Source organism: Citrobacter sp. Cpo071 (genome assembly GCF_030332765.1).
In the GTDB taxonomy this organism is placed as follows: Bacteria; Pseudomonadota; Gammaproteobacteria; order Enterobacterales; family Enterobacteriaceae; genus Citrobacter; species Citrobacter portucalensis.
This window is the reverse complement of sequence record NZ_JAOWHE010000085.1, coordinates 432,266-458,246: the sequence shown is the minus strand read 5'-3', so window position 1 is coordinate 458,246 and position 25,981 is coordinate 432,266. Positions and strand designations below refer to the sequence as shown.

Genomic DNA, 25,981 nt, shown 5'->3' with positions numbered 1-25,981 from the left:
GATGCCCCCAAAATCACGCTTCAAGTGGGGTAAAACCACTCCAAAACCACACAGGTTATTCAAGCCTCTCATCATCAGTACTTGAACCTGATTCAAGTTATATACCAATTTGAAGTGCTACATTAATGAAAATCCGCTGGTGTCGGTAACGACCGCTGTTCGCTCACAGCAGACCTTCTGTCCGCAAAACCTCGAGTTATTTCTCTTTCCTGTAACTGGAAAGGCGGTGCTCAAGGTTGGTCCGAACCTGCGGCCACTCATCATCAATTATGCTGTACCGTATGGAAGTACGTTTTCGACCATCAGGCATAATTCGTTCATTTCTGATGATGCTTTCCTGGATCGCACCAATACGGAGAATGGCAGCCTGCGAGCGCTCATTCAATACATCAGTCGTAAACTGAACGCGAAAACACTTCAGTTGCTCAAAGGCGTACCGCAGCAATAACAGTTTACTCTCGGTATTTGCAGCTGTTTTTTGCCAGCTTTGTGAATACCAGGTATGACCAATTTCGAGCTTTCGGTTTTCTCTATCAATCTTCCAGAAACGTGTTGATCCAATGACACGTTGATCGGACGAAAGCGTTACAGCAAACGGCATGACTGTGCCTTCGATCTGCCCCTTGAGGGCTTTCTGAATGTAAGAATCTGCGGTGTCAGCAGACGGAACCACCGTAAATGGCAGGGACCAGAGTTCCCCATCCGCTGCCGCATCAATCAATAGCTGAGCATCTGTCTCAAGCAGAGGACGGAGCGTGACAAGAGATCCTTGCAATGTAGGCGTCATATTTGTGACCTCACAATTATTTTGTGTCGATTGATTGAGCTACATAATCCTGTACTGAATGAATTACTATGCCCCGTTTGCATTGAATAATCGACTCATCAAGAGGCGATTATCTACTCACTGCTCATGTTGGTAACTTGTCCACTCCGTGCCAGTAATGGACTTCCCTCTTTTGTTAAACAACGATGTTGAAACGAAACCGTTTCATGATAAATCTATAAATGTAATGAGGCGATTAAAAGAGGGCTGAAACAGTTAACCTTGACCTCAACACCAAACGCGCAAACTTTCTACGAAAAGCATGGTTTTATGTTTATCAAGGAAACGATATCCCCATCAAGACTTGCCCAAACAGATCTGCGTTGTATGGATATGTCCATCGCATTATCAGCCTGAGTTTTCTTTTGCTCTTAGCAGGAGAACTCACCAACGGAAATCTAATCGCTATGAGTTCAGTACGGCAGCTTCGAGGTCTTGGGCGGATAACTCCTGTGTTCAAACTCCCCCCCCCCTTTGTGATACGATATTTGCTTTAGATTGTCACATGGGATCAGATTTTGAATTCATACATTTTCCTTGCCGGGGCCATCTTAGCTGAAGTCATAGGTACAACCCTGATGAAGTTCTCTGACGGATTCACACGCCTATGGCCATCTGTAGCAACTATTGTGTGCTACTGCACAGCCTTTTATCTTCTCTCCCAAACTCTGTCGACCATTCCAACGGGTATTGCATACGCAATTTGGTCAGGTGCTGGAATCGTATTAATCAGTCTTTTGGGCTGGTTGGTAAGTGGGCAAAAGCTAGATTTTCCGGCGATCGCAGGTATGCTTCTTATTTGTGCTGGGGTTCTGGTTATTAATATTTTTTCAAAATCCTCCCCACATTGATCCTCTTATCTTGCTCGAGTAGGAAAGTGCATATGAAAATACCAATACTCCATACGGAACGCTTGCTGTTAAAACCATTACAAGCCGAAGATGCCTCGCAGATTCAGGTGCTTTATCCCCGCTGGGAGATAGTTCGCTATATGGTCTCCTCAGTACCCTGGCCCTATCCTGATAACGGTGCGGAGAATTACGTCAATAACGTTGCCCTGCCTGATGTGGATAAAGGGATTGCGTGGATCTGGACTATCAGATTCCGTGAGGCCCCTGACGATCTCATAGGTTTAATATGCCTTTATGACGTTGAGGATAATAACCGTGGATTTTGGTTAGCTCCGGAATATCAGGGGCAGGGTTTTATGCGTGAAGCCAGTAATGTCGCTACGGATTACTGGTTTAATACGTTAAATAAGACTGTATTGCGTGCGCCGAAAGCCTCTCTTAATGTCCGTTCCAAACGTATTTCAGACAGTAGCGGCATGCGGCTTATCAAAACGGAAAAGAAAGAGTATGTCAGCGGTTTGCTGGATTCTGAACTTTGGGAAATCACGCGCGACGAATGGAACGCTCGTCAGGTTGGTTAAAATAAATTATGGAATGTCCATAACCGAACCGCAGAGAATTTCTATTTTTGCCCTGCACCAATGGCAAGTTTATTAATCCTGCAGTTGCGATCATAATAAATAGATACGCAGCGAAGCCCGTCACTCGCGGGCAACATGAGTAATACTATCTTATTTGAGGATTCTGGCATGGCCCCCTTTCATCAACTGACTGCCACCAGTTTGCATGGCCAGCCCATCTGTATGGCCGACTACGCTGGCAAACTGGTTCTGGTGGTTAATACCGCCAGCCATTGTGGTTTCACTCCACAATATGCAGGCCTCGAAGCGCTCTACAAGAAGTACGCCGCGCAGGGTCTGGTGGTGCTTGGTTTTCCCTGCAACCAGTTCGGTAACCAGGAGCCCGGTGGAGCCGACGAAATCGCGCAAACCTGTCACATCAACTACGGTGTGAGCTTCCCGATGTTTGAGAAAGTGGAAGTCAACGGTGCCGCTACGCATCCGGTATTTCGTTACCTGAAAGACGAATTACCCGGCGTGCTGGGTGGGCGGATCAAGTGGAATTTTACTAAGTTCCTGATCGGGCGTGACGGCAAGCCGCTTAAGCGATTTGCCCCCTTCACTACCCCAGAGAAAATAGAAACCACTATCCTTACAGCGCTTAAAGTCTGAGCGCCTCTGTAATTCGAACCAACCCTGGTATGCCCCAGTTCGCTGCCTGAATAAAAAACACGCTGCAAACTCAAATATATACATATAAATCAGTAAGATAAAAACTTCCGGAACAGTTAATAGCGGGTTATAGCAGCTATTAATGTGTCCCTTTTTATGTCCCGGCCCATAAAATGCCCCCCCTCTTACGACTGCTTAGTGCCAGAACGGACATCTGGAAGATAAAAAACTTAGCCTATTCAAAATACTGTACCTAAAAACTTGCCAGGTGACTGTAATTACTTAGAAATTCTTAACTGCGTTCCCAACCAAACCGATTGAATATTGAAAGTAAATAATATTTCCATTATTCTAGAAGTATGGAATTATTGATTATGAGACCGAGTATGGAACTCAACTTAGCAGCGACGATGTTGAAAGAACTTGGGCATGTAACAAGGCTCGGGATTTACAAAATGCTGATCAAAGCAGGAGCTCAGGGCATGGCTGTGGGCGAACTACAGAAGCAACTCGAAATCCCAGCATCGACATTAAGTCACCATCTTTCATCCCTGATATCTGTAACTCTCGTTCGCCAGGAACGTCAGGGAAGAACGCTGTACTGCCACGCTTGCTATGAAAATCTTGGTGCGTTGATTGCTTTTCTGACAGAAGAGTGCTGCACAGAGGCAGATGGGCTACACGATACCAATAACGACGTCAGAGAATAATATGTCCACTGAGTTAAAGAATGTTGACGCAAGCCAGTTCGACACCTCAATCACTGAGGCCAGATTCGGTGTTCCTGCCGTACCTCATCCGCCGCGAATCCTCATGCTATACGGCTCTGTACGTGAACGTTCCTACAGCCGACTGGCTACGGAAGAAGCGGCAAGGTTACTGACCGCCATGGGCGCCGAAGTGCGGATCTTCAATCCTTCAGGTTTGCCCCTTCCTGATGATGCGCCAGATTCGCATCCCAAAGTCATGGAGTTGCGTGAGCTGGTACGTTGGTCCGAAGGCATGGTGTGGTGTTCACCTGAACGTCATGGTGCGATGACCGGCATCATGAAAGCCCAGATTGACTGGATACCACTTTCGGAAGGCGCTGTTCGCGCTTCTCAGGGGAAGACGCTGGCCGTAATGCAGGTCTGCGGTGGCTCTCAGTCTTTCAATGCCGTAAACCAGATGCGAATTCTTGGCCGCTGGATGCGGATGATCACCATCCCGAATCAGTCCTCCGTGGCAAAAGCCTGGCAGGAATTTGATGAAGATGGACGAATGAAACCGTCGTCTTATTACGACAGGATCGTGGATGTGATGGAAGAACTGGTGAAATTTACTCTGCTGACCCGAGGTAACTCAGCCTATCTCGTTGATCGCTACAGCGAACGAAAAGAGTCTGCAGAAGAACTTTCACGGCGGGTTAATCAGAGCAAAATTTGAGGGCTGGTATGAGTGATGTAACGGCATTCAACAACTGCATGAGCGTGTTCTGGCGGCAACATGAAGCCGAACTCTCTCGCTTTCTGACATCGAAGACAGGTGATAGCGAAAAAGCAGCAGACCTTCTGCAAGAGCTATTCCTGCGTGCCCGCGCTCATTCAGACAGTTTCTGCGAAATGGAGAATCCGCGAGCCTGGCTGTATCGGGCGGCGAGGAATCTGCTGATTGATGAGTACCGCACCACCAGGGAATTCATTGAGCTGGAAGATGATGCCCCATTAACTGATGCATCCCCTGATGCAATCTCAACGCTGGATATTTGCCTGCCTGAAACATTGCAGGCATTACCTGAAGATGAGCGGTGGTTGATTGAAGAATCCGACCTTAACCGGCGCCCCCAGCAGTCCCTGGCCGATGAACTGGGAATCACGCTTACGGCGTTTAAATCCCGACTACTACGGGCCAGAAAGCACCTGAAAGAAACGATGACAGAACTTTGTCAGATTGAGGCGGATGACACGTCTCCCGTCTGCTGCCACAAAAAAATGAATTAATCGCGCATCTTTTCCCCACCACCTTCGTTTACCTCAGTGTAAAGCCAAATGACTAAACACTGAGGTAAACAGTCCATGTCAAAAATTGAGATCTTTGAAGCAGCAGGCTGCTGTGCAACCAGCAGCGTTGTAGTCAGTGACGAAGCCGTCAAATGGAACGCCAGCGCCGAATGGGCGAAAAAGAATGGCGTTGATATACAGCGCTACAGCCTTGCGAAGAACCCGCAACAGTTCCTGAATTCGCCGGTCATTAAAGAGTTTCTGAACACATCAGGGATGGAGTCCCTCCCTGTCACCTTGCTCGACGGCAAACTCGTGATGGCAGGCAAACTGCCGACTCGTGAAGATATCGCCCGTTGGGCAGGTATTCCGCTTACTCAGGACTGGAGTAAAGACAGCGCACAACCACGCTGCTGCAGCATTCCACGTATGCCTTAATTCCAGAGGAGCAATCACTGATGAATATGCCATTTTTAAAAGACATTCCCCCGTTCATCTTCTTCACCGGTAAAGGTGGCGTGGGTAAAACATCCCTCGCTTGTGCTACTGCGGTGTGGCTGGCCGATCAGGGTAAGAGAACGCTTCTGGTGAGTACCGATCCGGCTTCCAATGTCGGTCAGGTATTTAGCCAGACTATCGGCCACCGAATAACAGATATCAGTACCGTCCAAAATCTTGCGGCGATGGAAGTTGACCCGATGGCTGCAGCACAAGCCTATCGTGACCGAGTGCTCGACCCTGTTCGCGGGCTGATGCCTGCCGATGTAGTCAGCAGTATTGAAGAGCAACTCTCCGGTTCTTGTACTACGGAAATCGCGGCATTTGATGAGTTTACTGGTCTTCTTACCAACCATGAGTTGCGGGAAAAGTATGACCATATCGTATTTGATACCGCGCCAACCGGTCACACTATCCGCATGCTTGAGTTGCCGGGGGCCTGGAGCGGTTATCTCGAAGCGAACCCTGATGCCGCCGCTAACCTCGGGCCGCTGGTGGGGCTGGAGAAACAACAGCACCAGTACTCAGACGCGGTTAAGGCTCTCTCTGATGCTGCACTCACGCGTCTGGTTCTGGTTGCCCGTGCCCAGGTTTCGACACTAAAAGAGGTTTCCCATACGCATGATGAGCTGTCTGCTATCGGTTTGCAGCATCAACACCTTGCCATTAATGGTGTCTTGCCACCATTTGTGGGTGAGAATGATCCGCTGGCGCAAAGTATTTTGGCTCGGGAGGGAAAAGCACTACTTGCTATGCCAGAGAATCTGGCGAACCTTCCCCGCTCGCAGCTGTTTCTGAAGCCATTTAATCTGGTCGGTCTCGAAGCCTTGCGTGAGTTATTTACAGAGAGCGAAGCCTCGATGTCTCTCCCAACTACCACGCTAAATACTCTGGATTTACCGAAACTTGCCTCATTGGTGGATGAACTCAGCCTGACAGGTAAAGGTCTGGTAATGACGATGGGTAAAGGCGGTGTGGGCAAAACGACTGTTGCGGCATCGGTGGCGGTATCTCTGGCAAAACGCGGCCATAAAGTCCATCTGACGACGTCCGATCCGGCAGCACATCTGTCTTATACGCTGGATGGCTCGCTACCAAACCTTCAGGTCAGCCGTATTGACCCGAAAGTAGAGACAGAACGCTATCGTCGCTTTGTTCTGGAAAATCAGGGGAAAGGGTTAGATGCAGAAGGGCTGGCGGTGCTGGAGGAAGATCTCCGCTCACCATGTACTGAAGAGATCGCCGTCTTCCAGGCATTCTCGCGGATCATCAAAGAGGCAGACGATCATTTTGTTATTATGGACACAGCGCCAACGGGCCACACGCTTCTGCTAATTGATGCAACAGGAGCCTATCACCGGGAAATGGTGCGCCAGATGGGGCAAACACATGACCATGTGATGACGCCAATGATGCAATTGCAGCACCCGGAGAAGACGAAGGTGATTATCGTGACGCTTGCCGAAACGACACCGGTACTGGAAGCGGCGAACCTACAGCAGGATTTACGTCGCGCTGGCATCGAGCCATGGGCATGGGTTGTGAATAACAGCCTGGCGGCAGCTGAACCATCGTCACCTTTCCTGAAGACCAGGGCTAGCCGCGAGCTGCCTCTCATCTCTGATGTGGGAGAGCAGTATGCAAAGCGTATTGCATTAACAGCGCTACAAAGCCAAGAGCCGGTTGGTATTAACCTGCTGGAAGAAATGGCGAAGTAACAACGAAGGGGGCAACTGCCCCCTTCATCTTTATTTCAGTCTTTTACCTGCATCATCAACCACTTTTTCACCATCTTCTTTGGCGAAAGCCCCTTTCTGAGATTCTGGCAGGATATCCAGAACGACTTCAGAAGGACGGCAAAGTTTAGTTCCCAGTGGCGTCACTACAATCGGACGGTTAATCAGGATCGGATGTTGCAACATAAAATCTATTAATTGCTCGTCAGTAAATTTATCTTCTGCAAGACCCAGTTCCTCATACGGCTCGACGTTCTTACGCAGCAAAGCCCGGACGGAAATACCCATATCAGCAATGAGTTTGACCAGCTCATCACGTGAAGGTGGAGTTTCGAGGTAAAGAATCACGGTCGGCTCATTACCGCTGTTGCGGATCATCTCCAGCGTGTTACGCGACGTGCCGCAGGCTGGATTGTGATAAATGGTGATGTTGCTCATATCAGTATCTCATTACAAAGTGAAAGAGAGACGTAGCGCCAGCGCTGCCAGCGTTACAAACAGCACAGGCAGAGTCATGATAATCCCGGTGCGGAAATAGTATCCCCACGTGATGGTCATTTTCTTCTGTGAAAGTACATGTAGCCAGAGCAGCGTTGCCAGGCTACCAATAGGTGTGATTTTCGGCCCCAGATCGCAGCCAATCACGTTGGCATAAATCATCGCCTCTTTGATGACGCCGGTTGCGGTACTGCCATCAATAGAAAGAGCGCCAACCAGCACGGTAGGCATGTTGTTCATGATGGAAGACAGGAAAGCCGTCAGGAAGCCAGTACCCAGCGTCGCGGCCCAGAGTCCTTTATCAGCCAGCACGTTCAGAACACCTGAAAGATATTCGGTTAGCCCTGCGTTGCGCAGACCGTAAACCACCAGGTACATCCCCAATGAGAAGATGACGATCTGCCAGGGTGCACCATGTAGCACTTTACCAGTGTTAATGGCATGGCCTCGTTTCGCCACTGCAAACAGAATTATCGCCCCAACCGCTGCAATCGCACTAACGGGAATACCGAGCGGCTCGAGGACGAAGAAACCAACAAGCAGGAGAATCAGAACTATCCAACCAGTGCGGAATGTAGCCGGATCTTTTATTGCTTCTGCTGGTTTCTTTAGGAGGGCCAGATCGTAAGTTGGCGGGATGTCCTTGCGGAAAAACAGATGCAGCATAATTAGTGTGGCAATAATGGCGGCGATATCGACCGGTACCATCACCGATGCATATTCGGTGAATCCCAGACCAAAGAAGTCCGCAGAAACAATATTCACCAGGTTCGACACGATAAGCGGCAGGCTGGCAGTATCGGCAATAAACCCGGCGGCCATGACAAATGCCAGCGTGGTACCTTTGCTGAACCCTAATGCCAGCAGCATGGCGATAACTATCGGCGTCAGAATAAGTGCCGCACCATCGTTGGCAAACAGTGCCGCCACCGCTGCACCTAGCAGAACGATATACGTAAAGAGCAAACGGCCACGACCGTTACCCCAACGCGAAACATGCAATGCCGCCCATTCGAAAAAGCCTGATTCATCAAGCAGCAGGCTGATAATAATTACGGCAATAAAGGTCGCCGTCGCGTTCCAGACGATATTCCACACCACCGGAATGTCGTCCACATGCACAACGCCAGATATCAGAGCCAGTCCCGCGCCCAGCATTGCACTCCAGCCGATCCCTAATCCCTTTGGTTGCCAGATAACCAAAACAATGGTCAGGACAAAAATAGCGCCTGCCAGTAACATAAAACCTCCTGACAGGGCGGATCTGCCGCCCTGTATAAACAAAAAATTAACCCGCCAACTCTTTGAGTTTTTCAATACCTGTTGGCTCAGAAGCCAGTACCGGAACGAGCGCTATATGGTCAGCGTGCTGATTCTTAACAGCCTCAATCTGAGGCTGTTCCTGCTGAGCGCGCTGGCAAAGCAACGGAGAACGCGTATCCGCGATGGAAAGGCTGTTATTGATAATCCAGCCCCATGGATGAATCCCCGCTCTTTCAAGGTCAGCCTGTAGGCTTGCCGCTTCCAGTACCGGTGTGGTTTCAGGAAGCGTAACCAGTAGAACTTTGGTTCGTTCCGGGTCCTGAAGCTGCATCATTGGGGTAGTAAAATGACCTTTATCCCCCATTTTTTTGGCAATCTCTCGGTGGTAAGCCCCGGTAGCATCCAGCAACAACAGCGTGTGCCCAGTGGGAGCTGTATCCATGACAACAAACCGCTTACCTGCTTCACGAATCACTCGGGAAAAAGCCTGGAACACGGCAATTTCTTCAGTACAGGGAGAACGTAAATCTTCTTCCAATAGCCGTTTCCCTGCTTCGTCCAGATCTTTTCCCTTCGTCTCAAGAACATGCTGGCGATAGCGTTCGGTTTCATCGTGAGGGTTGATGCGGCTGACCTGCAGGTTTTTGAGGCTGCCGTTCAGCGTTGTACTCAGGTGCGCAGCGGGATCAGAGGTGGTGAGATGCACGTCATATCCCATGTCTGCCAGCCTTACGGCGATGGCAGCAGCCATCGTGGTTTTCCCTACGCCACCTTTGCCCATCAACATAATCAGGCCATGTTCACTGCGGGCGATATCATCGACCAGGTCAGAGAGCGATAAGTTTTCAGGCGTGTACAGGACGTTCGTTACCGGGAGCGGTAATGCATCAGAACGGGAATCCAGCAGCCCCTTCAACGCAGACACACCAACCATATTTACTGGCTGGAGTAATAAGGTATCTCTCGGTAGCTCAGATAAACCAGCAGGAAGATTTGCCAGTGCTTCCTGCTCCCGTTGCCATATCGCAGCCGCGAGCGCGTCATGTTCAGCTTCGGCTTTAGGCAGCACACCATTAATAACCAGGTACTGGTTTTTCAGGCCAATTGCGGCCAGTTCTTCATGGGTGCGGGCTACTTCCTGCAGCGTAGATTTTTGCAGTCGTGCAACCAGAACCAGGCGGGTACGTTCAGGATCGGACAACGCCTCTACCGCATGAGCATACTGCTCACGCTGCTTTTCCAGCCCGGCCATTGGGCCAAGACAGGAAGCACCATCCGGATTACTTTCAATGAAACTACTCCAGGCACCGGGTAGCTGGAGAAGGCGAATCGTGTGGCCCGTCGGCGCTGTATCAAAAATGATGTGATCGAAGCGGGTCAGCAGGGAAGCGTCTGTCAATAAGCCGGTGAACTCATCGAACGCCGCAATCTCAGTCGTACAGGCTCCTGAAAGCTGCTCGCTGATACTGTTAACAACGTCTTCAGGCAGAAGACCTTTGATAGGATCAACGATTCTGGAGCGGTATTGTTGGGCGGCTTCCTGAGGGTCAATCTCCAGAGCGGAAAGTCCAGGAACTGCTGCCACAGAGCGAATGGTGTTACCGATAGCCTGGTCGAATACCTGGCCGACATTGGAGGCCGGATCTGTACTGACCAGCAAAACCCGCTTACCTAGTTCGGCAAGGCGGATTGCCGTCGCGCAGGAAATGGACGTTTTTCCTACGCCTCCCTTGCCAGTAAAAAACAGGAAAGGCGGGATGTTCTGTAAGAATTTCATATGTCCTCCTGACATATTCAACAACAGGAAGTATTACCACCACAGCAGCTGGTGGGAGCTAACCCTACCTTCTCCAGCGGAATACCGAACCAGCGAGCCAGCTCAGCACGTTTTGGGTATCGCCCTGCTATCACCGTTTCACCGTCCAACAGCAGTAGCGGAAGCCCTTCTGCTCCAGATGCTTCGAGGAATGCTTTCGCTTTCTCATTCTGAACAAAGCTCATGGGCTGCTGCGCCAGGTTGTAACGTTCAATCTGTACGCCACGTCCTTTCAGCCACTGCACATCAGCAGAGAAATCAACCAGAACCTGATCGACATCTGAGCCACATACGCCGGTACTGCAGCACATTGCCGGGTCAAACACCGTTAACGTTTTCATTCCAAACACCTCACATTCGAAAAATCATATATGTTTAGGCAAATTTTTTAGATACAAACATCCTTACCGCTACCAGAGCAGTTTGCCGATGCCAGCTTACGGGCGATGGCCTGTACGTCATCCTGTTGGCTTAACCAGGCCTGCTCAATCACCTGAGCAGCCCAGGAAGGAATATGTGGAGATAGACGGTAGTGAACCCACTTGCCCTGTTTGCGATCCAGTAATAGTTCACTTTCCCGGAGCATTGCCAGATGACGGGAAATCTTAGGCTGTGACTGGTCCAGCGCTGTACAGAGATCACACACACACAGCTCTCCCATCTCTCTGAGCAGCATGACAATGCCCAGACGGGTTTCGTCGGAGAGGTTTTTGAAGAGTTGTAGTGTTGTTAGTTGCATCATGTCTCCTTTTCATTTGGTATCAGGATACGCTCTGGGATTATAAATACAATAATATATGCGAAAAAACATATATATTAGGTGCCGCAATGATCAGAGCAAGTGCACAAGCCGCAGCTGTGAGATGGTAATAGCTTTGTGCTCAAGTGTTCTATAGGGCAGGATCGTCTACCGGGGTGGGGTCAACCCACTTGACGGGCTGAATCCAAAGGCTTGGGCAACCAGTTCAAAATTGGTAAAGTCATCAGCCGGTACAGTTTCCTCTCCGGAGGACGTGATTATACCTCGAGTGGCTTCAGCATAGGTCTTCACCAGATTTTTCACCGCTGCCGGTGTTACTGTCTGAATCCCCCCAACCCGTCACCTTTTGCCATTTTGTCGTAACCACTGGCAAAATGAAGGCCGATCCCCCGATCGTTGGGCCCGACATTTGCTCCATAATGCCCCCAGCGCACAGTCTGAATAAAAAACACGCTGCAAAATCAACAAAATATAATCAACTTGCTTAATTACTCTGCAATCGCGTGAGATCAGGAAGAAAAATGCTATTTCCCTCTTGCCTCATTCGGTCTGTGCCGCTAATATTCGTCCCCGTTGTCACCTACAACGTTGCGTTCATAGCTCAGTTGGTTAGAGCACCACCTTGACATGGTGGGGGTCGTTGGTTCGAGTCCAATTGAACGCACCATTTTGCGTCCGTAGCTCAGTTGGTTAGAGCACCACCTTGACATGGTGGGGGTCGGTGGTTCGAGTCCACTCGGACGCACCAAATCATATCCCTTTGATTTGGTGCTATTTCACTTCAAAACTATTTTTTTTATCTTCAGTTTGTATCCGTCAGTTTTATCATTTCCTTTGATGATTCAATAGCACTGCGCTAAATCATTCTAAATTCCATGCTCAACGCGTATCATTCACCTTCTTCGCATAATGTCATTCGCCAGAGATCGGATACCATGCCCTCTTCCATCTTCCTGTTAGCCGCAGGCAGTTTGCGCCCTGCATTTACGCCACTGATAAGCCAGTTCACGCGCATGAGTGGAATAGACGTCAAGGTTGAATATGGTCCGGCCGGTTTATTGCGTGAGCGTATTGAAGCGGGAGAACCGTGTGCGCTCTTTGCCTCGGCCAACCGGGAACATCCGCAAAACCTGTTAGCACGTAATATAGCCGTCTCTACGCACACTTTTTGCTGGAACAAACTGAGCCTGGTCAGCAACCGAACCGGTGTCTGGCTGGATTTACTCCGCGACCCAACGCTGCGACCAGGTACATCAACGCCCGGCTGCGACCCTTCCGGAGACTATACCTGGGCATTTTTCGACAATATGGATGTACTGGAACCAGGGCTCGGGCAGCAGCTTCGGACGCGCGCAATCCCGCTGGTGGGTGGTCGTGATACGGTAAAAATCCCGCAAGGAGAACTGGCGAGCGCCTGGATCGTGCGCCAGGGACTGGCCGATCTGTTTATCGGTTACGCGCATTACGCACACGCGCTGCGCGCGATGCCCGACGTACATTACGTGGCTATTCCCGATGAGCACAATATTCGCTGCGAATACCAACTGGCGGTGCTTGATGCATCCAATGAAGTCATGGCACTGGTTGAATTCATACTCTCCCGCGGCGGGCAGGAATTTCTTAGCGCCGCAGGATTCTTAACGCTTAACGGCGAATAGAAAACAACGGTGCGATAAACGGCGTCTGGTAGTTCTCCACGCTGAGTTTTCTCAGCGTTAAGCCATAGGCCAGGAATAAATTCTCCTCCGTCACAATGCTGTTCGTGGGCCCTGCCCGCCATTTTCCTTCAGGGAGTAGCAGCAAAGTATGGGAAGCAACCTGTAACGCATGAAGCGGATCGTGAGTCGAAAAGAGAATACTGCATCCCTGTTGATGGGCCAGATCGCTAATGAGCTGCAGCACCACCTGCTGATTGGCGAGATCCAGCGCGGAACACGGTTCATCCAGTAACAGCGTTTGACACTCCGTCACCAGAGCCCGGGCAATCATCACCAACTGTTGCTGCCCGCCGGAAAGTGAGCCAAATGAGCTGGAGGCGAGATGCGCGATATTCAACTGCTCTAACGCCTGCATTGCTCTTTTTAGATCCTGCGGACTGGGTTGCGCAAACAGCTTCACGTGCTGTGCTCGCCCCATCAGCACCACGTCGCTGACCGTGTACGGAAACGGCAGATGGCTATGCTGTGCCACAATCCCTATCCCACCGTTATTTTCAATACTCCCGCCTAAAGCAGGCAGCGTGCCGGTTAATGTATCGAGCAGTGTACTTTTACCCAAGCCGTTGCGTCCCAGCACGGCCCAGATCTCACCTTTCTGGCAACAGAACGTTAGCGGCTCAAATAGCGGCGTACGATACCCATAAGTAAGCTGATTTACACGCAGTGCGGCAGGTATCATGATTTCTCCCGACGGCTGGTACGAATGAGTAAGAAAGCAAACAACGGCGCGCCGAACAATGCGGTAATAATCCCCAACGGTATCTCCGCGTGCATCAGGGTGCGAGCAATATCGTCCACCACAATCATAAATCCGCCCCCCAACCAGAAGGCGCACGGTAGTAAACGACGATGATCAACCCCCACCAGCAAACGCGCCAGATGCGGAATCACTAATCCAACCCAGGCAATACTGCCGCTGACCGCCACCTGAGCAGCGACCAAAAATGCGCAGCACACCAAAACGCTGCGTCGCAGAGGAACCACCGCTACACCCAGTGCTCTGGCATCTTTGTCATTGAGCGACAACAGGTTTATCCGCCAGCGTAGCTGGTACAAAACCGTCGCAGCGATACCGACCGGGACCGCCAACAGCAGCACTTTATGCCAGTTGGCCGTCGCAAAGCTGCCAAGCAACCAGAACACAATATTAGGTAACGTCTCTTCGGTATCAGCCTGATACTGGATCAGGCTCACCAGCGCGGCAAAAAAACCGCTCAAAATGATACCCGACAGGATCAATACCAGCGTATTCTCCAGCCCCTGTAACGCAGCAATGGCATACACCAGGATCAACGCTGTCAGACCAAAGAAAAACGTTGATCCCATCATCAGCCAGGGCGAAAGACCGAGCAGGATGGCCAGTGTTCCACCAAAGGCCGCCCCCGACGTCACGCCGATAATATGCGGGTCGACCAGAGGGTTATGAAATACCCCTTGCAGCGTCGCGCCGCATAACCCAAGCGCCCCCCCCGCCAGCAGTGCCATCAGAATACGCGGCAGCCTGACCGTCCAGATAACCTGGCTGCCTATTCCTTCAGCGTCGCTATAGTGCGTCAGGTGGTAAAACACTTCGCTTAACGACAGCGGATACTGTCCGAGGCATAGCGAACTGACGCCCAGCAACAGGACCACAACGATTAAGAGCGGTTGCTGGGGCAAAATACGATTACTTAGCTGCATCAGACTGCCAGTTCACACGATAAAAACGTTGATAGTAGTCCTTGGCCTGCGCATCAACGTCTACGTTTTTATAGGCATCCGGATACAGTTTTTTGGCCATCCAAAGTTCACCGATCGCCAACGCTTCCGGCATCGGATAGCCCCAGGCTTTGGCATATTCAGGCATCAACCAGACGCGATGATTTTTCACCGCATCAATCCCCTGCCAGTTCGGATCGTTTTGGATCTCAGTTACCACCTGCGGATAGCGATCCTGGACAAAAATCACCTGCGGGTTCCACGCTAATACCTGCTCCAGCGCAACCTGACGGGCACCTTTCACACTGGCAGCCGCCACATTTAATCCCCCCGCGTGCTGCATCATCAATCCCGTGTACTTCCCGGAGCCGTAAGTCATCAGATCGGGGTTAGCCATATAAATACGGACTTTTTGCGCATCCGGGATTTTTGCAACCGGCGCATTGAATTTTGCCCGCGCGGCAAAAACGTAGTCGATTAACGTTTCGGCCTGCGGTTTGCGCCCAACCACGTCAGCCATCAGGCGAATACCCTGCTTCAACCCCTCATTGTAGACCTGCTCTTCATCGGCCATGGTCGGGTTCATTTTATTCTGTTGCCCGGTGGCATCCTTGCGTAACGAGATAGCCACGACCGGAATACCGGCGTTCTGAATCTGCTGGATCATCTCCGCGGGCGCATAGTTGGCGACAAAAACCACCTGCGGATGAATCGCCAACAGGCTTTCGATGTTCACGCTGGTGAGATCGCCCGGCGTCGGCAATGTAGTAATCGTCGGCATAAAGCGCGCAAATTCAGGCCCGAGCTGCTTTTTCCAGCTCGACATCACACCAACAATGTCCTGCTGGGCATTGAGCTGGACCAGAATATTCAACGTCTGGTGTTGCAGCACGACCACTTTGTCCACGTGGTCAGGAATCGTGACCTGTCGACCAAGCTGATCGGTGATCGTTCGGTCGGCCTGAGCAGAAAACGCAAACAACATGCTGGCGCAAACCAGCACAAAAGAGCGGAAAGTTAACATGGGATACCATCTGAATAGAGGAGTAAAAACGATATGCATTAAATTATATAACGAGAGGCCTGGCAAACCATTTTCATCATGAGCGCACCAAACCCCACATTTCAGAGGGGTAAAAATGGCGTGCAATCCTTATCACGCCTGTCTTTATACGTGAGCGCTACTCCTGTGGGGGTAACGCGTTTAAAACTCGCATCGCCTGCTCCTGAGTGAGCGAATAATCGAAGAACTGGCGATAAAAATCTCGCGTTACGCTGACCATATCCAGGCCGCTAAACAATGCCGGATGCAGTTTCGATGCAGCCCACTGTAGCTGCAACGCGCTTTCAGTGCCGTAGCGATCCCAGGGGAACACGCCCGCCGGATTGCGCCAGACGTTACCCTGTTTCACTGCGTTAAGTTCTTTGAACAATGCTGCGTATGGCGAACTGGCGATATCACCACACCCCGCACCGAGAATAATGACCTGCGGTTGCCAGTAGAGCACCCTCTCGGGCGACACCTCTTTCATGTTGCCGTCAACTTCACCTGCCGCATTCCGTCCACCCGCCAGCGTAATCCAGGTATCGATCAACGTGTTCCTGCCGTCGACTTTAAGCGGATTTAGCGATTGAATATGAAGTACCCGAGGGCGCTGATTTTCCGCCAGCTCCGCAGTTTTAACCTGCACATCCGCGAGTACACGGTTGAGATACTGATTGTAAGCCGTTGCACGGACGCGAGCCTGCTCGGTACCCAGAACCTCTGCGGTCGTAGTGACCGATTTTTCCATCGAAGCATAGTCAGTAAATGCCATTTCAAGGGCCGGAATACCCGCCTGACTGTAGCTTTGAGCATCCCCTTTTCCTTTTGCCACAAACACCACGTCGACGTGCCGGGCCAACAAATCCTCACTATTAAATGATGTTCCTCGTATCTGTAAGGCTTGTCTCAGAGAAGGATTGATTTTGAACATCCATGGCTGGTTTTCCTCATGGTTGACCGTCGCAACAATGTTACGACCAGCACCCAGCGTCATCAGCACCGAATGATGGGCAAACCAGCCATCCGCGATACGTTCAACATGCGCGGGAACGGTAACTGTGTGACCAGCATCATCCACAACCTGGCGTGTTGCCAGGGCAGGAAACGCCAGCCACACACAAAGCAGCCATGTGTGGCACGTTTTCATAAGCAACCCCTAAAAATCAACCTGAACAGAAAACTGAGCCTGGCGCGGTGCGCCAAGTTGAGCGCTGGCAGCCCCTGCGCCCGTGTAACCAGTCAATGCGCCCGGAACAATATTGGTCCAATAGTGACGGTCGGTGAGATTGGTGATATCAAACCGGAAAGTGGTTGGTGTGTTCCACAGTCTAGTGGCATAACGCGTACCGATGTCCACCGTGGTGTAACTCCCGACCCAGCTGTCGTTGGCATTATCGGTAGCCCGACGTCCGACGTAATGCACGTTCGTGTCGATATCCAGTCCAGGAACCCGTTCGATGGTGTAGATTGCGAGGATATTCGAGGCGAAGCGCGGCAAACCAACAACTTGCTTACCATCCGCATTGCTGGCCGCGGTATTATGAAGCGTTGGATCAAGCCAGGCTCCGCCGCCTAACACGCGCAAATTACGGGTGATATGCCCATCAGCCATCAGTTCCATCCCACGGTTTTTCTGCGTACCATCCTGAGCAAAATCGCCATTGTCGTTGGTATAGGCAAAGGGGCGTTTGGCTTCAAAAAGCGCAGCGGTAAGCAGCAGATCTTTTACTGGCGCATATTTTGCGCCCACCTCCAGTTGATGGCTACGGTAGGGATCTAACACCTGCCCGGCATTGCGCGCCCCGGCGGGCGCGGTATCGCCCTGCTGCAAACTGTCCGCCCAGGTGGTATACAGCGTGACGTTCTCCACCGGTTTATACATCAGGCTGGTAGAACCGCTCATGCCATTGTCCTGCTGACGGCTGCTTTCATGTCCAGCTTTGTTGTAGTTACTGACGGTAAACAGGTTCTCACTGCCGGAAAGCAGCAAACTCCACTGCGGGGAAAAATGCAGCGTATCGCTGAGCAAAAATGCATGTTGAGTGGTGGTCGCTGAATGATAGCGATCGTTAAAATCTGGATACGGTGGTCGTGGATAGTCGGGATGTTGATCGAGGGAAGAATGCCCCAGAGTGAAAGTGCCGCCGTTTCTTGGATTATAGTTTTTCCACACAAATCCACGCATTCCGGTAGCAATATCCTGCGTCAGCCAGCCGGTATCAATGCTACCGGTCAGGTTCGCTAAATAACTGTTGATGGTAAACCGACTGGCCGCCGAATTAGAGGTTGTAGTGGTGTAATCGCCCCGGTTATCCGTCAGGGTGTTGGTCACGGCCGTCGACTCGCGGTCTGCAACCTGGTGCAGCGCCCCCAGGTCCAGCATCCAGTTGCCGTCAAAATCATGCTTAATATGCATATCGACGGTAGTCGTTTCGTCATCATGACCCGCATAAGATTGACCATATTTACTGTCCGTAGGATCAAATGCCGCGGGAAAGTGAACGCCTTTCGCCAGGGCAAAGCTACCCGGCATGCCTTTTTCGTAATAATGGTAATAGCTGAAATTACTCTCCAGCACCGTTTGATCTGTCAGTTGAAAGTCCAGCCCCAAGCCAGCGTACTGTCGACGGACATGGCTATCGGTGGTGTAGCTATGGCCCTCATCGTTCAGCAAGTTGAGGCGATATTTCACCCGGTCTCCCGCATCGATTGGGCCGCTGAAATCCATCGATGCCAACGTTCCCGACCCTGTACCTTGCCCTACTGTGACGCGATGCAACGGTGTATCGACAGGTCGTTTAGACACCAAATTAAACATCCCTGCTGGATTAGCAGGGCCATACAGCGATCCAGCGATGCCGCTCAACACCTCAATGTTCTGGAACTGTTCGGTCGAATATTCCGTCGTGGAGACGGCGTTCAGGCCATCAATCATATGGTTTTGTACCACGCTCCCCTGCATGCCGCGGGTTTGTGGGCGGACGCCGTCACCCTGAACGGACGGTAGGTAGCGATAGGCGTCTTTCACATCTTTGATTTGTTGCTGATCCAGCACTTTTTTCGACAACGTCTGCACCGACCAGGGAACGTCTATCAACTCTCGCTCGCCGAGGCTACCTAACGTGACTTTTTTTTCGCTCGCCGGAGGTTCATGTTCCGATAACGAGGATTGTGACGTGGCTGGCGCCGAAACGATGACGGTATCTTCAGCATGAGCCGTGACGGCGGTGGAAAAACAGGCAAAGGTTAACAACCCAGAGGCCACTGGGGTAAATTTGTTATTTAACATTCGTTAATTCAATTCGTTAGATAGAAAGACTGGAGGCCGCTAACGCAAGCGCCTTCTCTTGAAGAGTACAGTTATTATATTTGTATGATGAATAGAATAGATCCAATCGATATATATGTAAATATATAACGGCATGTGGTTGGTAAATCCACGGCAACAAAAAAGCCGACGGTGATGACGACCGTCGGCTTTGGGTAAATGACAACTAACGAATTACTTGGTTGCTGCTTTGATAATATCGAGCGCTTTGGCGAACTGATCCTGCGGAATTGTCAGCGGGTAAAGAAAACGAATAACGTTGCCATACTGACCGCAGGTCAGCAGCAGTAATCCTTGCTCAAGGGCTTTCTTCTGCACGCGTTGTGCGGCGGCAGCGTTGGGTTCTCCTGTCGCTGCATCACAGAATTCAGCGGCGATCATAGAGCCTAAACCTCGCACTTCGGCCAGTTCAGGACACCCTGCTTGCGCGTCTGTCAGAGCGGCGCGCAGCTGTTCGCCGAGAGCCGCCGCACGCTGGCATAGCTGCTCATCACGAATGATATCCAGCACCGCATGGGCCGCTGCAATCGACAGCGGGTTTCCGGCGTAGGTTCCCCCCAGACCACCCGGCGCAGGCGCATCCATAATTTCGGCTTTGCCCACGACGCCTGACAACGGCATGCCGCCCGCAAGGCTTTTCGCCATGGTCATCAGGTCCGCTTTATCGGCGTAATGATCCATCGCAAACAACTGACCCGTACGGGCAAACCCGCTTTGTACTTCATCAGCGATCATCACGATGCCATGCTCGTCGCAAATACGGCGGATGGCAGCCACAAATTCTGGCGGTGCCACCACGAAGCCCCCTTCGCCCTGGACGGGTTCGAAAATAATCGCCGCAACCTGGGTTGGATCGATATCGGCTTTAAACAGACGCTCAATCGCTTTTAGGGAATCCGCCGTGGAAATGCCCTGCAATTCAGAAGGATATGGCGCATGGTAAACAGAGCCTGGGAACGGGCCGAAACCTTTTTTATAGGGTGCCACCTTGCCGGTTAACGCCATCGTCATGTAAGTACGCCCATGAAAACCACCGCCAAATGCGATAACGCCAGGACGGCCGGTATGCGCGCGCGCAATTTTCACCGCGTTTTCTACCGCTTCAGCCCCGGTAGTGAAGAATGTGGTTTTACGCTTGCCGTCGATTGGCGCAACGGCGTTGATTTTCTCAGCCAAAGACACATAGCTTTCGTACGGGACAATCTGATAAGCCGTATGGGTAAAAGCCTGAAGTTGCGCTTCGACTGCCTGCACCAGGCGAGGATGGCGGTGTCCGGTGTTCAGCACGGCAATCCCGGCGGCAAAATCGATGTACTGATTGCCTTCGATATCGGTAATTGTGCTGTTTTCTGCCGACTGAGCATAAAAATCACACATCACACCCACGCCACGCGGGGTGGCATCCAGACGACGTTGTTGCAGGTTTTTATTGTTCATTCTCTACACCTTGTCCATTAATACATTTCGGTTGAATTACCCTTTAAATTTAGACGCCGTCTGGTACTTTAATCGAGAGCCAAATCGTTTTATTTAAAGGATCCAAATGCGTTCACTTGCCGGAGATGTGATCAAGCATGCATTTAATCAGCAGACTGACGAAAAACTACATCGCCGCCTGTATGCCGCCATTTGTAGTTGCATCCTCGAAGGTAGCCTGAAACCGGCCACCCGAATGCCTCCGTCGCGTGACCTGGCAGGAGAGCTGACGCTATCGCGCAATACCGTCCTGCGGGTGTACGAACAGTTGCAAGCTGAAGGGTATATTTCCGCGCGCACCAGCAGCGGCACATTTGTGACCGACAGCGTGCTGGACAATCTCGACCTGCGTCCTGACAAAGAGCCTGTTGCTGCCGCTCTGGAAGATCACACCCGCTTATCCGACCGCTGCCTTGAGCTGCTGGGTCATGCCAGCGCCAGTCCCCGTCAGTGGGGGGCATTTATTCCAGGCGTACCTGATGTAGAGCATTTCCCGCACCGGGTGCTCAAGAAAATTCAGGACAGGCTGGCAAGACGACTGCGCCCAGAGTATCTCACTTACGATGCCACAGGCGGCGTGAATGAGCTAAAAGAAGCACTGGCAGACTATCTGCGCACCGCTCGCGGCGTACGGTGCTCACCGGAGCAAATTCTGATTACTGAAGGTATTCACCAGGCCCTGGATCTGGTGACCCGGACTTTATGCAACCCTGGCGATCACGCCTGGATTGAGGAACCGGGCTACTGGGGAATCAAAAATATTCTGCGCATCAATGCCGTTAATTTTTCGGCTATCCCGGTTGATGAACAAGGCATGGTCCCGCCGGATGCAGCTGAAACACCGCCAAAACTTATTTTTGTGACACCGTCACATCAATACCCGCTCGGTTCGGTAATGAGTCTGAGCCGCCGCCGGCAACTTCTCTTTCGCGCACGTGAAACGCGAAGTTGGATAGTGGAAGATGATTACGACAGTGAGTTCCGCTTTTCCGGCCAGCCGATTCCCTCTTTGCAGGGGCTGGAAGAAGAGACACCGGTCATTTACCTCGGGACATTCAGTAAGACCCTCTATCCCGCACTGCGACTCGGGTATGTCGTGCTACCTAAATCGTTAGCCGCTCCGCTGAAAAAGGTTCATAACGACCTCTATCGTGGTGGGCATCTGTTGATTCAGGCCGCACTGGCGGAGTTTATTCGCGAGGGTTATTACGCGGCACACATTCGGAAAATGCGTCAGCTATACAGTCGTCGTCGCCAGATGCTGGTAGAGCTTATCAGCCGCCAACTTGGTGAACATTTTCTTGGTTCTTTCAGCAGCAACGCCGGGCTGCATATGATCTTACAGTTACCCTCCGAGAGCGATGATGCGGTCATTGCCCAACAGGCGAATGCGCAAGGGTTGTTGGTGCGCCCACTGTCACGCTACTACGTGAATGAAGAGAAACGCAGCGGCCTGTTGCTGGGATTTGCCAGTATAGAAGAAAATGAAATGACGTCGGCGTTTACCCGACTCGCGGATATTATCAGGGTAAACACCGTGTAAGCACTGCCGGATAACGGTGCAAGCACCTTCTCCGGCAAACTGTTTAATGTGACGCTTTTTTAACGCCAGCCAGGTCTTCCTGGCTTACTTCGCCATTCCCTTCACCCCAGCTTTTACGCACGTAGTTGATCACGTCGCGCATTTCGTTGTCGCTTAACAAGCCACCGTAGGCAGGCATCTTAAAGGAGACGCTGCCACGCGTTGTCGGTGTTTCTGCGCCGTGGGCAATCACTCTGAACAGCGGTGTCGGGTCATCAACCATCACCAGTGGATTGTTAACTAAAGAAGGCGCGTTATCATCCGTACCTTTCCCTTCCAGACCGTGACAAGTTGAACAGTAGCGGTTATAGGTAACTTTGCCCGCCTCAGGTGAATTCGACCAGGATGCTGTAGTCGCCGCAGCACGTACCGTTTCAGGCTTCGCACTTTTCAGGCTCAACAGATATTGGGCGATCGCCGTGGCATCTTCGTCGGTCAGATACTGTGTACTCTGCGTGACGACTTCAGCCATCGAACCTGAAACCGCGGCATGCTTGCTTTTACCGGTCAGCAACAGCGATTTTAACTCCTGCTCAGACATACCGGTGCCGCGCAGCGACGGTGCATACCAGCCGTCAATCATCGCGCCGCTCAGGTATTCGGCATCAGCATTAGTATACGCTTTTTCGTTCATCGCCATGCCTCTCGGGGTATGGCATGAACCGCAGTGTCCGGGGCCTTCCACCAGATAAGCACCCCGTTTTACCAGGGCAGCATTATCATCCGTTTTCGCGCCCTCTACAGCCGTCACTGGCGCGTCGGTAAACAGCCAGTTCCAGATATGCAGCGGCCAGCGGGCGGAGAGTAGCCACGGAATGGCATTCTCTTTATTGGGCTGTGCTGACGGCGTGACGTCATGCATAAAATAGCTATACAGCGCCTTAACATCCTCGTCAGAAAGTTTCGCATAGGAGGGATAAGGCATAGCCGGATAGAGCGGATGACCATCTTTGGCGATCCCCTGCCGTACGGCCTTTTCAAAATCCTCGTAAGAATAATTTCCAATACCCTGCGTTTTGTCCGGGGTAATGTTGGTCGAATAAATATCCCCCACCGGAGTAGGAAACTTTTTGCCCCCCGCCATCGCCGCACCACCTTCAGCTGTGTGACAGGCGACGCAGTCTGAAATTCGCGCGATGTATTCACCGTTAGATTCAGCAGCGGAAACCGAAGCGGTAAATAAACAGGCGGCGAGAATGGTTACATTACGCATAGATCACCCCATATCCTTGAGTTCATTAACCGCACGCCATGCCTGATCGATTGCCGTGTGGGCATAAGCACTCCAGTCAGAATCGGAGTTAGCGATGGCAATGCGACCGACTGGCTTACGCGCCCGTTCGATAATTTCTGGCATCTTATCCATATCATCGAACAGCGAGTTGGCGTAGTACGCATAGCCATGCGCCCAGCGGTTAACCGTAATGGCGGCAATATCGCGTTGATTATCAAATCCAGTTGAGCCAAACATCTCCTGCAACTGGGAGCGAATCATCTCCTCATGCGCGGCAAAAGTGGTCCCCAGCAAATAGGCTCGTCCCAGACGGAACTGCTCTCTGGCCGACAAGTTACTGCCCGGATAGGTCGGCACATAGACCATATGAATGACCATCGGATCGTCCGGGGAGGCCGGATGTTGATACCCACCAATACTGACCGGATAGTCGAGCTTGACCCTGCTATAAGGTGCCGCCGGAGAATAAAACTCATGTACGCCAAGCTGTTTGAACGCCTGCCAGTTTTTGACCACCACGTTGGTGTACACCAGCGGTGCCTTCACGTTCAGTTTAAGATCCGCCTGCTGCTGTTCCGGCATCTCAGGCACCAGATACGGGATCATCATGTTATAGCCTGCCATGATGGTGTTCTTACCGCGCACACGGTGCATTTTACCGTCACGCAGATAGGTCACCGCCACGCCATCCTGCACGTTGGCCGCATTAATCACCGTGCTGTTCAGGCGAAGGCGCGTGGTGTTTTCCGGCAGATCCAGCTTTTCGTAATGTAGTCTGGCGAGGACAGAGTCTTCCATCGTGTTGCCCGGTAGCGCATCCGGCAGCATATATCTGACTAACAGGCGGGCTAACCCGGCGTTACCGTCCGGGAAGTGGTAAACATACGGCTCTTCGAGGTCGGCCAGCGACTCTCCGTCCAGCGGCGGTAACCCCATCCCTTCCATGCCGGGTAAGGCGCACGCACGGGCATCGCTACAGGAAATACCTTCAATACCAATAGCAAAGAAGTCGTTGGAACGCTGCTGGAAATAGAGCAGCGCCATTTTGCTCAAACCAACTTTTGTTGCCAAAAATTCACTGTAGCTGTGGGTATCCAGCCATTCCATTTTCTCATCGACCGTCATCCCCGGCAGGTAATCACCGGGCCGGACGTGCAGGTCGGTCAGCGCTTTTCTGTCGTTCTCACTTAGCGGAAAATCATTGATAAAGTCTTCAATTTTACGCCCATTGAGCCTGTCCGGCGGAATATCATCAGATACAGCGCGACCCGGATCGCCGCTGACGATTTTTGTTTCGCCAAAATTTTTCTTGTCGAAGAAAACGCCGCGACTGAGCTGCCAGTCGGGGTAGAAGTTTACGTCAAAACTCTCTTTTAACCGCGTGACGCTGACGCCCACGGTTTCCATCAACTTTTGTACTTCAGGGCTGAAATTATGCGCAGGTGACTGGAATGCTTCGCTGCCACCATAACCGAGTAATTTCTTACCCGAGCTGGTAAATTCATTACGTTTGGCGTGTCCACCAAAGTCGTCATGGTTATCGAGGATCAGGATCCGGCTATTTTGCCCGGCAACTTGACGCCAAAAACAACCGGCAGCTAACCCGCTAATCCCGCCACCCACAATCACCAGATCGTACTCTTCCTCAACGGGCAGAGCGTTTAAATCAAAATGTTTATGCTCGCGGCCTAGCGCATGCGCCATTTCAAACGATCCAGGATGATTACCCCGCAGCCCCGTCAGCGCAGGAGGATAATAATTTCCATCTATAAATGCGTTTCCCTTTCCTGCCGCCCTGACCCACTCCAGCGGGGTAAGTCCCGCCGCAATAGTCACCGCGACGCCGTTGAGAAAATCACGTCTGGTAATTGCCATTAACTTTTTTCCTTATTGCTACACACTGCCTTTAATACGACACAAATAAGAGAGATACCCCTTCTTATTTATAAAGGGGTACAACCGACTACTTCACTGGTTTTAACTCTTCATCCAGTTTTTTAGAATCATAATAATCACCCTGCCAGGTGATTTTTCCTGCTTTAACATGAATATAGCTGACGCCTTCAAATTTGATCGGATTATTTGTCGGCGGACTCCCTGCCCATTCACCACTATTTTTGCCTGAAAATTCCCAACGAAAGGCCACGGTATCTTCGTCGTAGACGGGTTTTCCAACCATTTTCCAGCTAAGATCTGGAACCGCCTTAATAAAAGCGCCGATAACCTCTTTTTCTGCTTTTTCCCTGCCGTTTATCGGTTCTCCTGCGGCGGCATCATAATAGACCGCATCATCAGCAAGAAATTGAGCGGCTCGCGAAGCATCATGCGCATTCCACGCCGCCATATACTCTTTTACGGTATTCAGCGATGTACTTTCTGCCAGGCTATAGCCCGAGAACATCACTAATGAAAGCACCGCGATTTTTAATGTTTTCATCGTA

At 51.3% G+C, this 25,981-nt stretch carries 26 protein-coding genes and 2 tRNA genes; 13 read left to right on the top strand and 15 right to left on the bottom strand.

The genetic code is table 11. From position 1 onward, the window contains the following. Positions 1 to 196: 196 nt before the first annotated feature. Positions 197 to 787, bottom strand: a complete 591-nt coding sequence (locus OGY09_RS19370; RefSeq protein ID WP_275399013.1) for a GNAT family N-acetyltransferase — start codon at positions 785 to 787, stop codon at positions 197 to 199. Between the two features lie 213 nt (positions 788 to 1,000). On the opposite strand from OGY09_RS19370, the gene OGY09_RS25310 reads away from it, so the two are divergent. From OGY09_RS25310 to arsA (OGY09_RS19330), 9 genes are all read left to right on the top strand, one after another. Further along, on the top strand, positions 1,001 to 1,183 hold the full coding sequence (locus OGY09_RS25310) for a GNAT family N-acetyltransferase (RefSeq protein ID WP_111465699.1): 183 nt from the start codon (positions 1,001 to 1,003) through the stop codon (positions 1,181 to 1,183). A gap of 161 nt (positions 1,184 to 1,344) precedes the next feature. Then, positions 1,345 to 1,677 carry an EmrE family multidrug efflux SMR transporter gene (locus OGY09_RS19365; RefSeq protein WP_071992543.1) on the top strand — a complete coding sequence of 111 codons (333 nt, stop codon included), beginning with the start codon at positions 1,345 to 1,347 and terminating at the stop codon, positions 1,675 to 1,677. 32 nt (positions 1,678 to 1,709) lie between these two features. Continuing rightward, the gene (locus OGY09_RS19360) at positions 1,710 to 2,258 is read left to right on the top strand and encodes a GNAT family N-acetyltransferase (RefSeq protein ID WP_032943276.1); all 549 of its coding nucleotides are present in this window, start codon (positions 1,710 to 1,712) and stop codon (positions 2,256 to 2,258) included. A 168-nt stretch (positions 2,259 to 2,426) separates the two neighbouring features. Further along, on the top strand, positions 2,427 to 2,909 hold the full coding sequence (locus tag OGY09_RS19355; RefSeq protein ID WP_032943274.1) for a glutathione peroxidase: 483 nt from the start codon (positions 2,427 to 2,429) through the stop codon (positions 2,907 to 2,909). 386 nt (positions 2,910 to 3,295) lie between these two features. Then, complete coding sequence (locus OGY09_RS19350) at positions 3,296 to 3,619, top strand: ArsR/SmtB family transcription factor (protein ID WP_032944406.1); 324 nt, start codon at positions 3,296 to 3,298, stop codon at positions 3,617 to 3,619. 1 nt (position 3,620) lies between these two features. Then, the gene (arsH, locus tag OGY09_RS19345; RefSeq protein WP_032943273.1) at positions 3,621 to 4,334 is read left to right on the top strand and encodes an arsenical resistance protein ArsH; all 714 of its coding nucleotides are present in this window, start codon (positions 3,621 to 3,623) and stop codon (positions 4,332 to 4,334) included. A gap of 8 nt (positions 4,335 to 4,342) precedes the next feature. After that, the gene (locus OGY09_RS19340) at positions 4,343 to 4,888 is read left to right on the top strand and encodes a sigma-70 family RNA polymerase sigma factor (protein WP_032943272.1); all 546 of its coding nucleotides are present in this window, start codon (positions 4,343 to 4,345) and stop codon (positions 4,886 to 4,888) included. Positions 4,889 to 4,963: 75 nt separating this feature from the next. Further along, complete coding sequence (locus OGY09_RS19335) at positions 4,964 to 5,326, top strand: arsenic metallochaperone ArsD family protein (RefSeq protein WP_032943271.1); 363 nt, start codon at positions 4,964 to 4,966, stop codon at positions 5,324 to 5,326. Between the two features lie 20 nt (positions 5,327 to 5,346). Then, positions 5,347 to 7,104, top strand: a complete 1,758-nt coding sequence (gene arsA / locus OGY09_RS19330; protein WP_032943270.1) for an arsenical pump-driving ATPase — start codon at positions 5,347 to 5,349, stop codon at positions 7,102 to 7,104. A 30-nt stretch (positions 7,105 to 7,134) separates the two neighbouring features. Here arsA (OGY09_RS19330) and arsC read toward each other — a convergent pair whose 3' ends face one another. From arsC to arsR, 5 genes are read right to left on the bottom strand one after another with little or no spacing between them, the layout of a single operon-like run. Further along, positions 7,135 to 7,560 (bottom strand): glutaredoxin-dependent arsenate reductase, encoded by a 426-nt coding sequence (gene arsC / locus OGY09_RS19325; protein ID WP_032943268.1) that lies wholly within the window; start codon positions 7,558 to 7,560, stop codon positions 7,135 to 7,137. Positions 7,561 to 7,572: 12 nt separating this feature from the next. Beyond that, positions 7,573 to 8,862: an arsenite efflux transporter membrane subunit ArsB gene (gene arsB, locus OGY09_RS19320; protein ID WP_032943267.1), complete on the bottom strand. Its 1,290-nt coding sequence runs from the start codon at positions 8,860 to 8,862 to the stop codon at positions 7,573 to 7,575. A gap of 46 nt (positions 8,863 to 8,908) precedes the next feature. Continuing rightward, positions 8,909 to 10,660 (bottom strand): arsenite efflux transporter ATPase subunit ArsA, encoded by a 1,752-nt coding sequence (arsA, locus tag OGY09_RS19315; protein ID WP_150388291.1) that lies wholly within the window; start codon positions 10,658 to 10,660, stop codon positions 8,909 to 8,911. Between the two features lie 17 nt (positions 10,661 to 10,677). Next, complete coding sequence (gene arsD, locus OGY09_RS19310) at positions 10,678 to 11,040, bottom strand: arsenite efflux transporter metallochaperone ArsD (protein WP_032943264.1); 363 nt, start codon at positions 11,038 to 11,040, stop codon at positions 10,678 to 10,680. A gap of 47 nt (positions 11,041 to 11,087) precedes the next feature. Next, positions 11,088 to 11,438 carry an As(III)-sensing metalloregulatory transcriptional repressor ArsR gene (arsR, locus tag OGY09_RS19305; protein ID WP_032943263.1) on the bottom strand — a complete coding sequence of 117 codons (351 nt, stop codon included), beginning with the start codon at positions 11,436 to 11,438 and terminating at the stop codon, positions 11,088 to 11,090. A gap of 611 nt (positions 11,439 to 12,049) precedes the next feature. Here arsR and OGY09_RS19300 point away from each other — a divergent pair. The 3 genes from OGY09_RS19300 to OGY09_RS19290 all read left to right on the top strand — a co-directional run bounded on the left by OGY09_RS19300 (position 12,050) and on the right by OGY09_RS19290 (position 13,117). Then, positions 12,050 to 12,126: transfer RNA gene (locus OGY09_RS19300), tRNA-Val, on the top strand. A 4-nt stretch (positions 12,127 to 12,130) separates the two neighbouring features. After that, positions 12,131 to 12,207 (top strand) — tRNA-Val (locus OGY09_RS19295). A gap of 187 nt (positions 12,208 to 12,394) precedes the next feature. Continuing rightward, on the top strand, positions 12,395 to 13,117 hold the full coding sequence (locus OGY09_RS19290) for a substrate-binding domain-containing protein (RefSeq protein ID WP_032943262.1): 723 nt from the start codon (positions 12,395 to 12,397) through the stop codon (positions 13,115 to 13,117). On the opposite strand, the gene OGY09_RS19285 is transcribed toward OGY09_RS19290, so the two are convergent. From OGY09_RS19285 to puuE, 6 genes are all read right to left on the bottom strand, one after another. After that, on the bottom strand, positions 13,104 to 13,856 hold the full coding sequence (locus OGY09_RS19285) for an ABC transporter ATP-binding protein (RefSeq protein ID WP_032943260.1): 753 nt from the start codon (positions 13,854 to 13,856) through the stop codon (positions 13,104 to 13,106). The genes OGY09_RS19290 and OGY09_RS19285 overlap by 14 nt on opposite strands. Continuing rightward, positions 13,853 to 14,857 (bottom strand): FecCD family ABC transporter permease, encoded by a 1,005-nt coding sequence (locus tag OGY09_RS19280; protein WP_003832715.1) that lies wholly within the window; start codon positions 14,855 to 14,857, stop codon positions 13,853 to 13,855. The genes OGY09_RS19285 and OGY09_RS19280 overlap by 4 nt, the downstream gene beginning before the upstream one ends. Continuing rightward, positions 14,844 to 15,899, bottom strand: a complete 1,056-nt coding sequence (locus tag OGY09_RS19275; protein ID WP_032943258.1) for an ABC transporter substrate-binding protein — start codon at positions 15,897 to 15,899, stop codon at positions 14,844 to 14,846. Before OGY09_RS19275 ends, OGY09_RS19280 begins: the two co-directional genes overlap by 14 nt. Positions 15,900 to 16,056: 157 nt before the next feature. Beyond that, positions 16,057 to 17,067 (bottom strand): ABC transporter substrate-binding protein, encoded by a 1,011-nt coding sequence (locus tag OGY09_RS19270; protein ID WP_150388293.1) that lies wholly within the window; start codon positions 17,065 to 17,067, stop codon positions 16,057 to 16,059. A gap of 9 nt (positions 17,068 to 17,076) precedes the next feature. Then, positions 17,077 to 19,209, bottom strand: a complete 2,133-nt coding sequence (locus OGY09_RS19265; protein ID WP_032943254.1) for a TonB-dependent receptor — start codon at positions 19,207 to 19,209, stop codon at positions 17,077 to 17,079. Between the two features lie 213 nt (positions 19,210 to 19,422). Beyond that, complete coding sequence (gene puuE, locus OGY09_RS19260) at positions 19,423 to 20,685, bottom strand: 4-aminobutyrate transaminase (protein WP_003832711.1); 1,263 nt, start codon at positions 20,683 to 20,685, stop codon at positions 19,423 to 19,425. A gap of 106 nt (positions 20,686 to 20,791) precedes the next feature. Between puuE and pdxR the strand changes: the two genes are divergently transcribed. Continuing rightward, positions 20,792 to 22,267 (top strand): MocR-like pyridoxine biosynthesis transcription factor PdxR, encoded by a 1,476-nt coding sequence (pdxR, locus tag OGY09_RS19255; protein ID WP_032943253.1) that lies wholly within the window; start codon positions 20,792 to 20,794, stop codon positions 22,265 to 22,267. 43 nt (positions 22,268 to 22,310) lie between these two features. On the opposite strand, the gene OGY09_RS19250 is transcribed toward pdxR, so the two are convergent. The 3 genes from OGY09_RS19250 to OGY09_RS19240 all read right to left on the bottom strand — a co-directional run bounded on the left by OGY09_RS19250 (position 22,311) and on the right by OGY09_RS19240 (position 25,977). Then, positions 22,311 to 23,519, bottom strand: coding sequence for a c-type cytochrome (locus tag OGY09_RS19250; protein WP_008784634.1), 1,209 nt, complete (start codon positions 23,517 to 23,519; stop codon positions 22,311 to 22,313). Between the two features lie 3 nt (positions 23,520 to 23,522). Further along, complete coding sequence (locus tag OGY09_RS19245; RefSeq protein WP_032943251.1) at positions 23,523 to 25,415, bottom strand: NAD(P)-binding protein; 1,893 nt, start codon at positions 25,413 to 25,415, stop codon at positions 23,523 to 23,525. Positions 25,416 to 25,503: 88 nt separating this feature from the next. Next, entirely contained in the window at positions 25,504 to 25,977 is a 474-nt protein-coding gene (locus OGY09_RS19240) for an ester cyclase (RefSeq protein ID WP_032943249.1), read from the bottom strand. Positions 25,978 to 25,981: the final 4 nt, after the last annotated feature.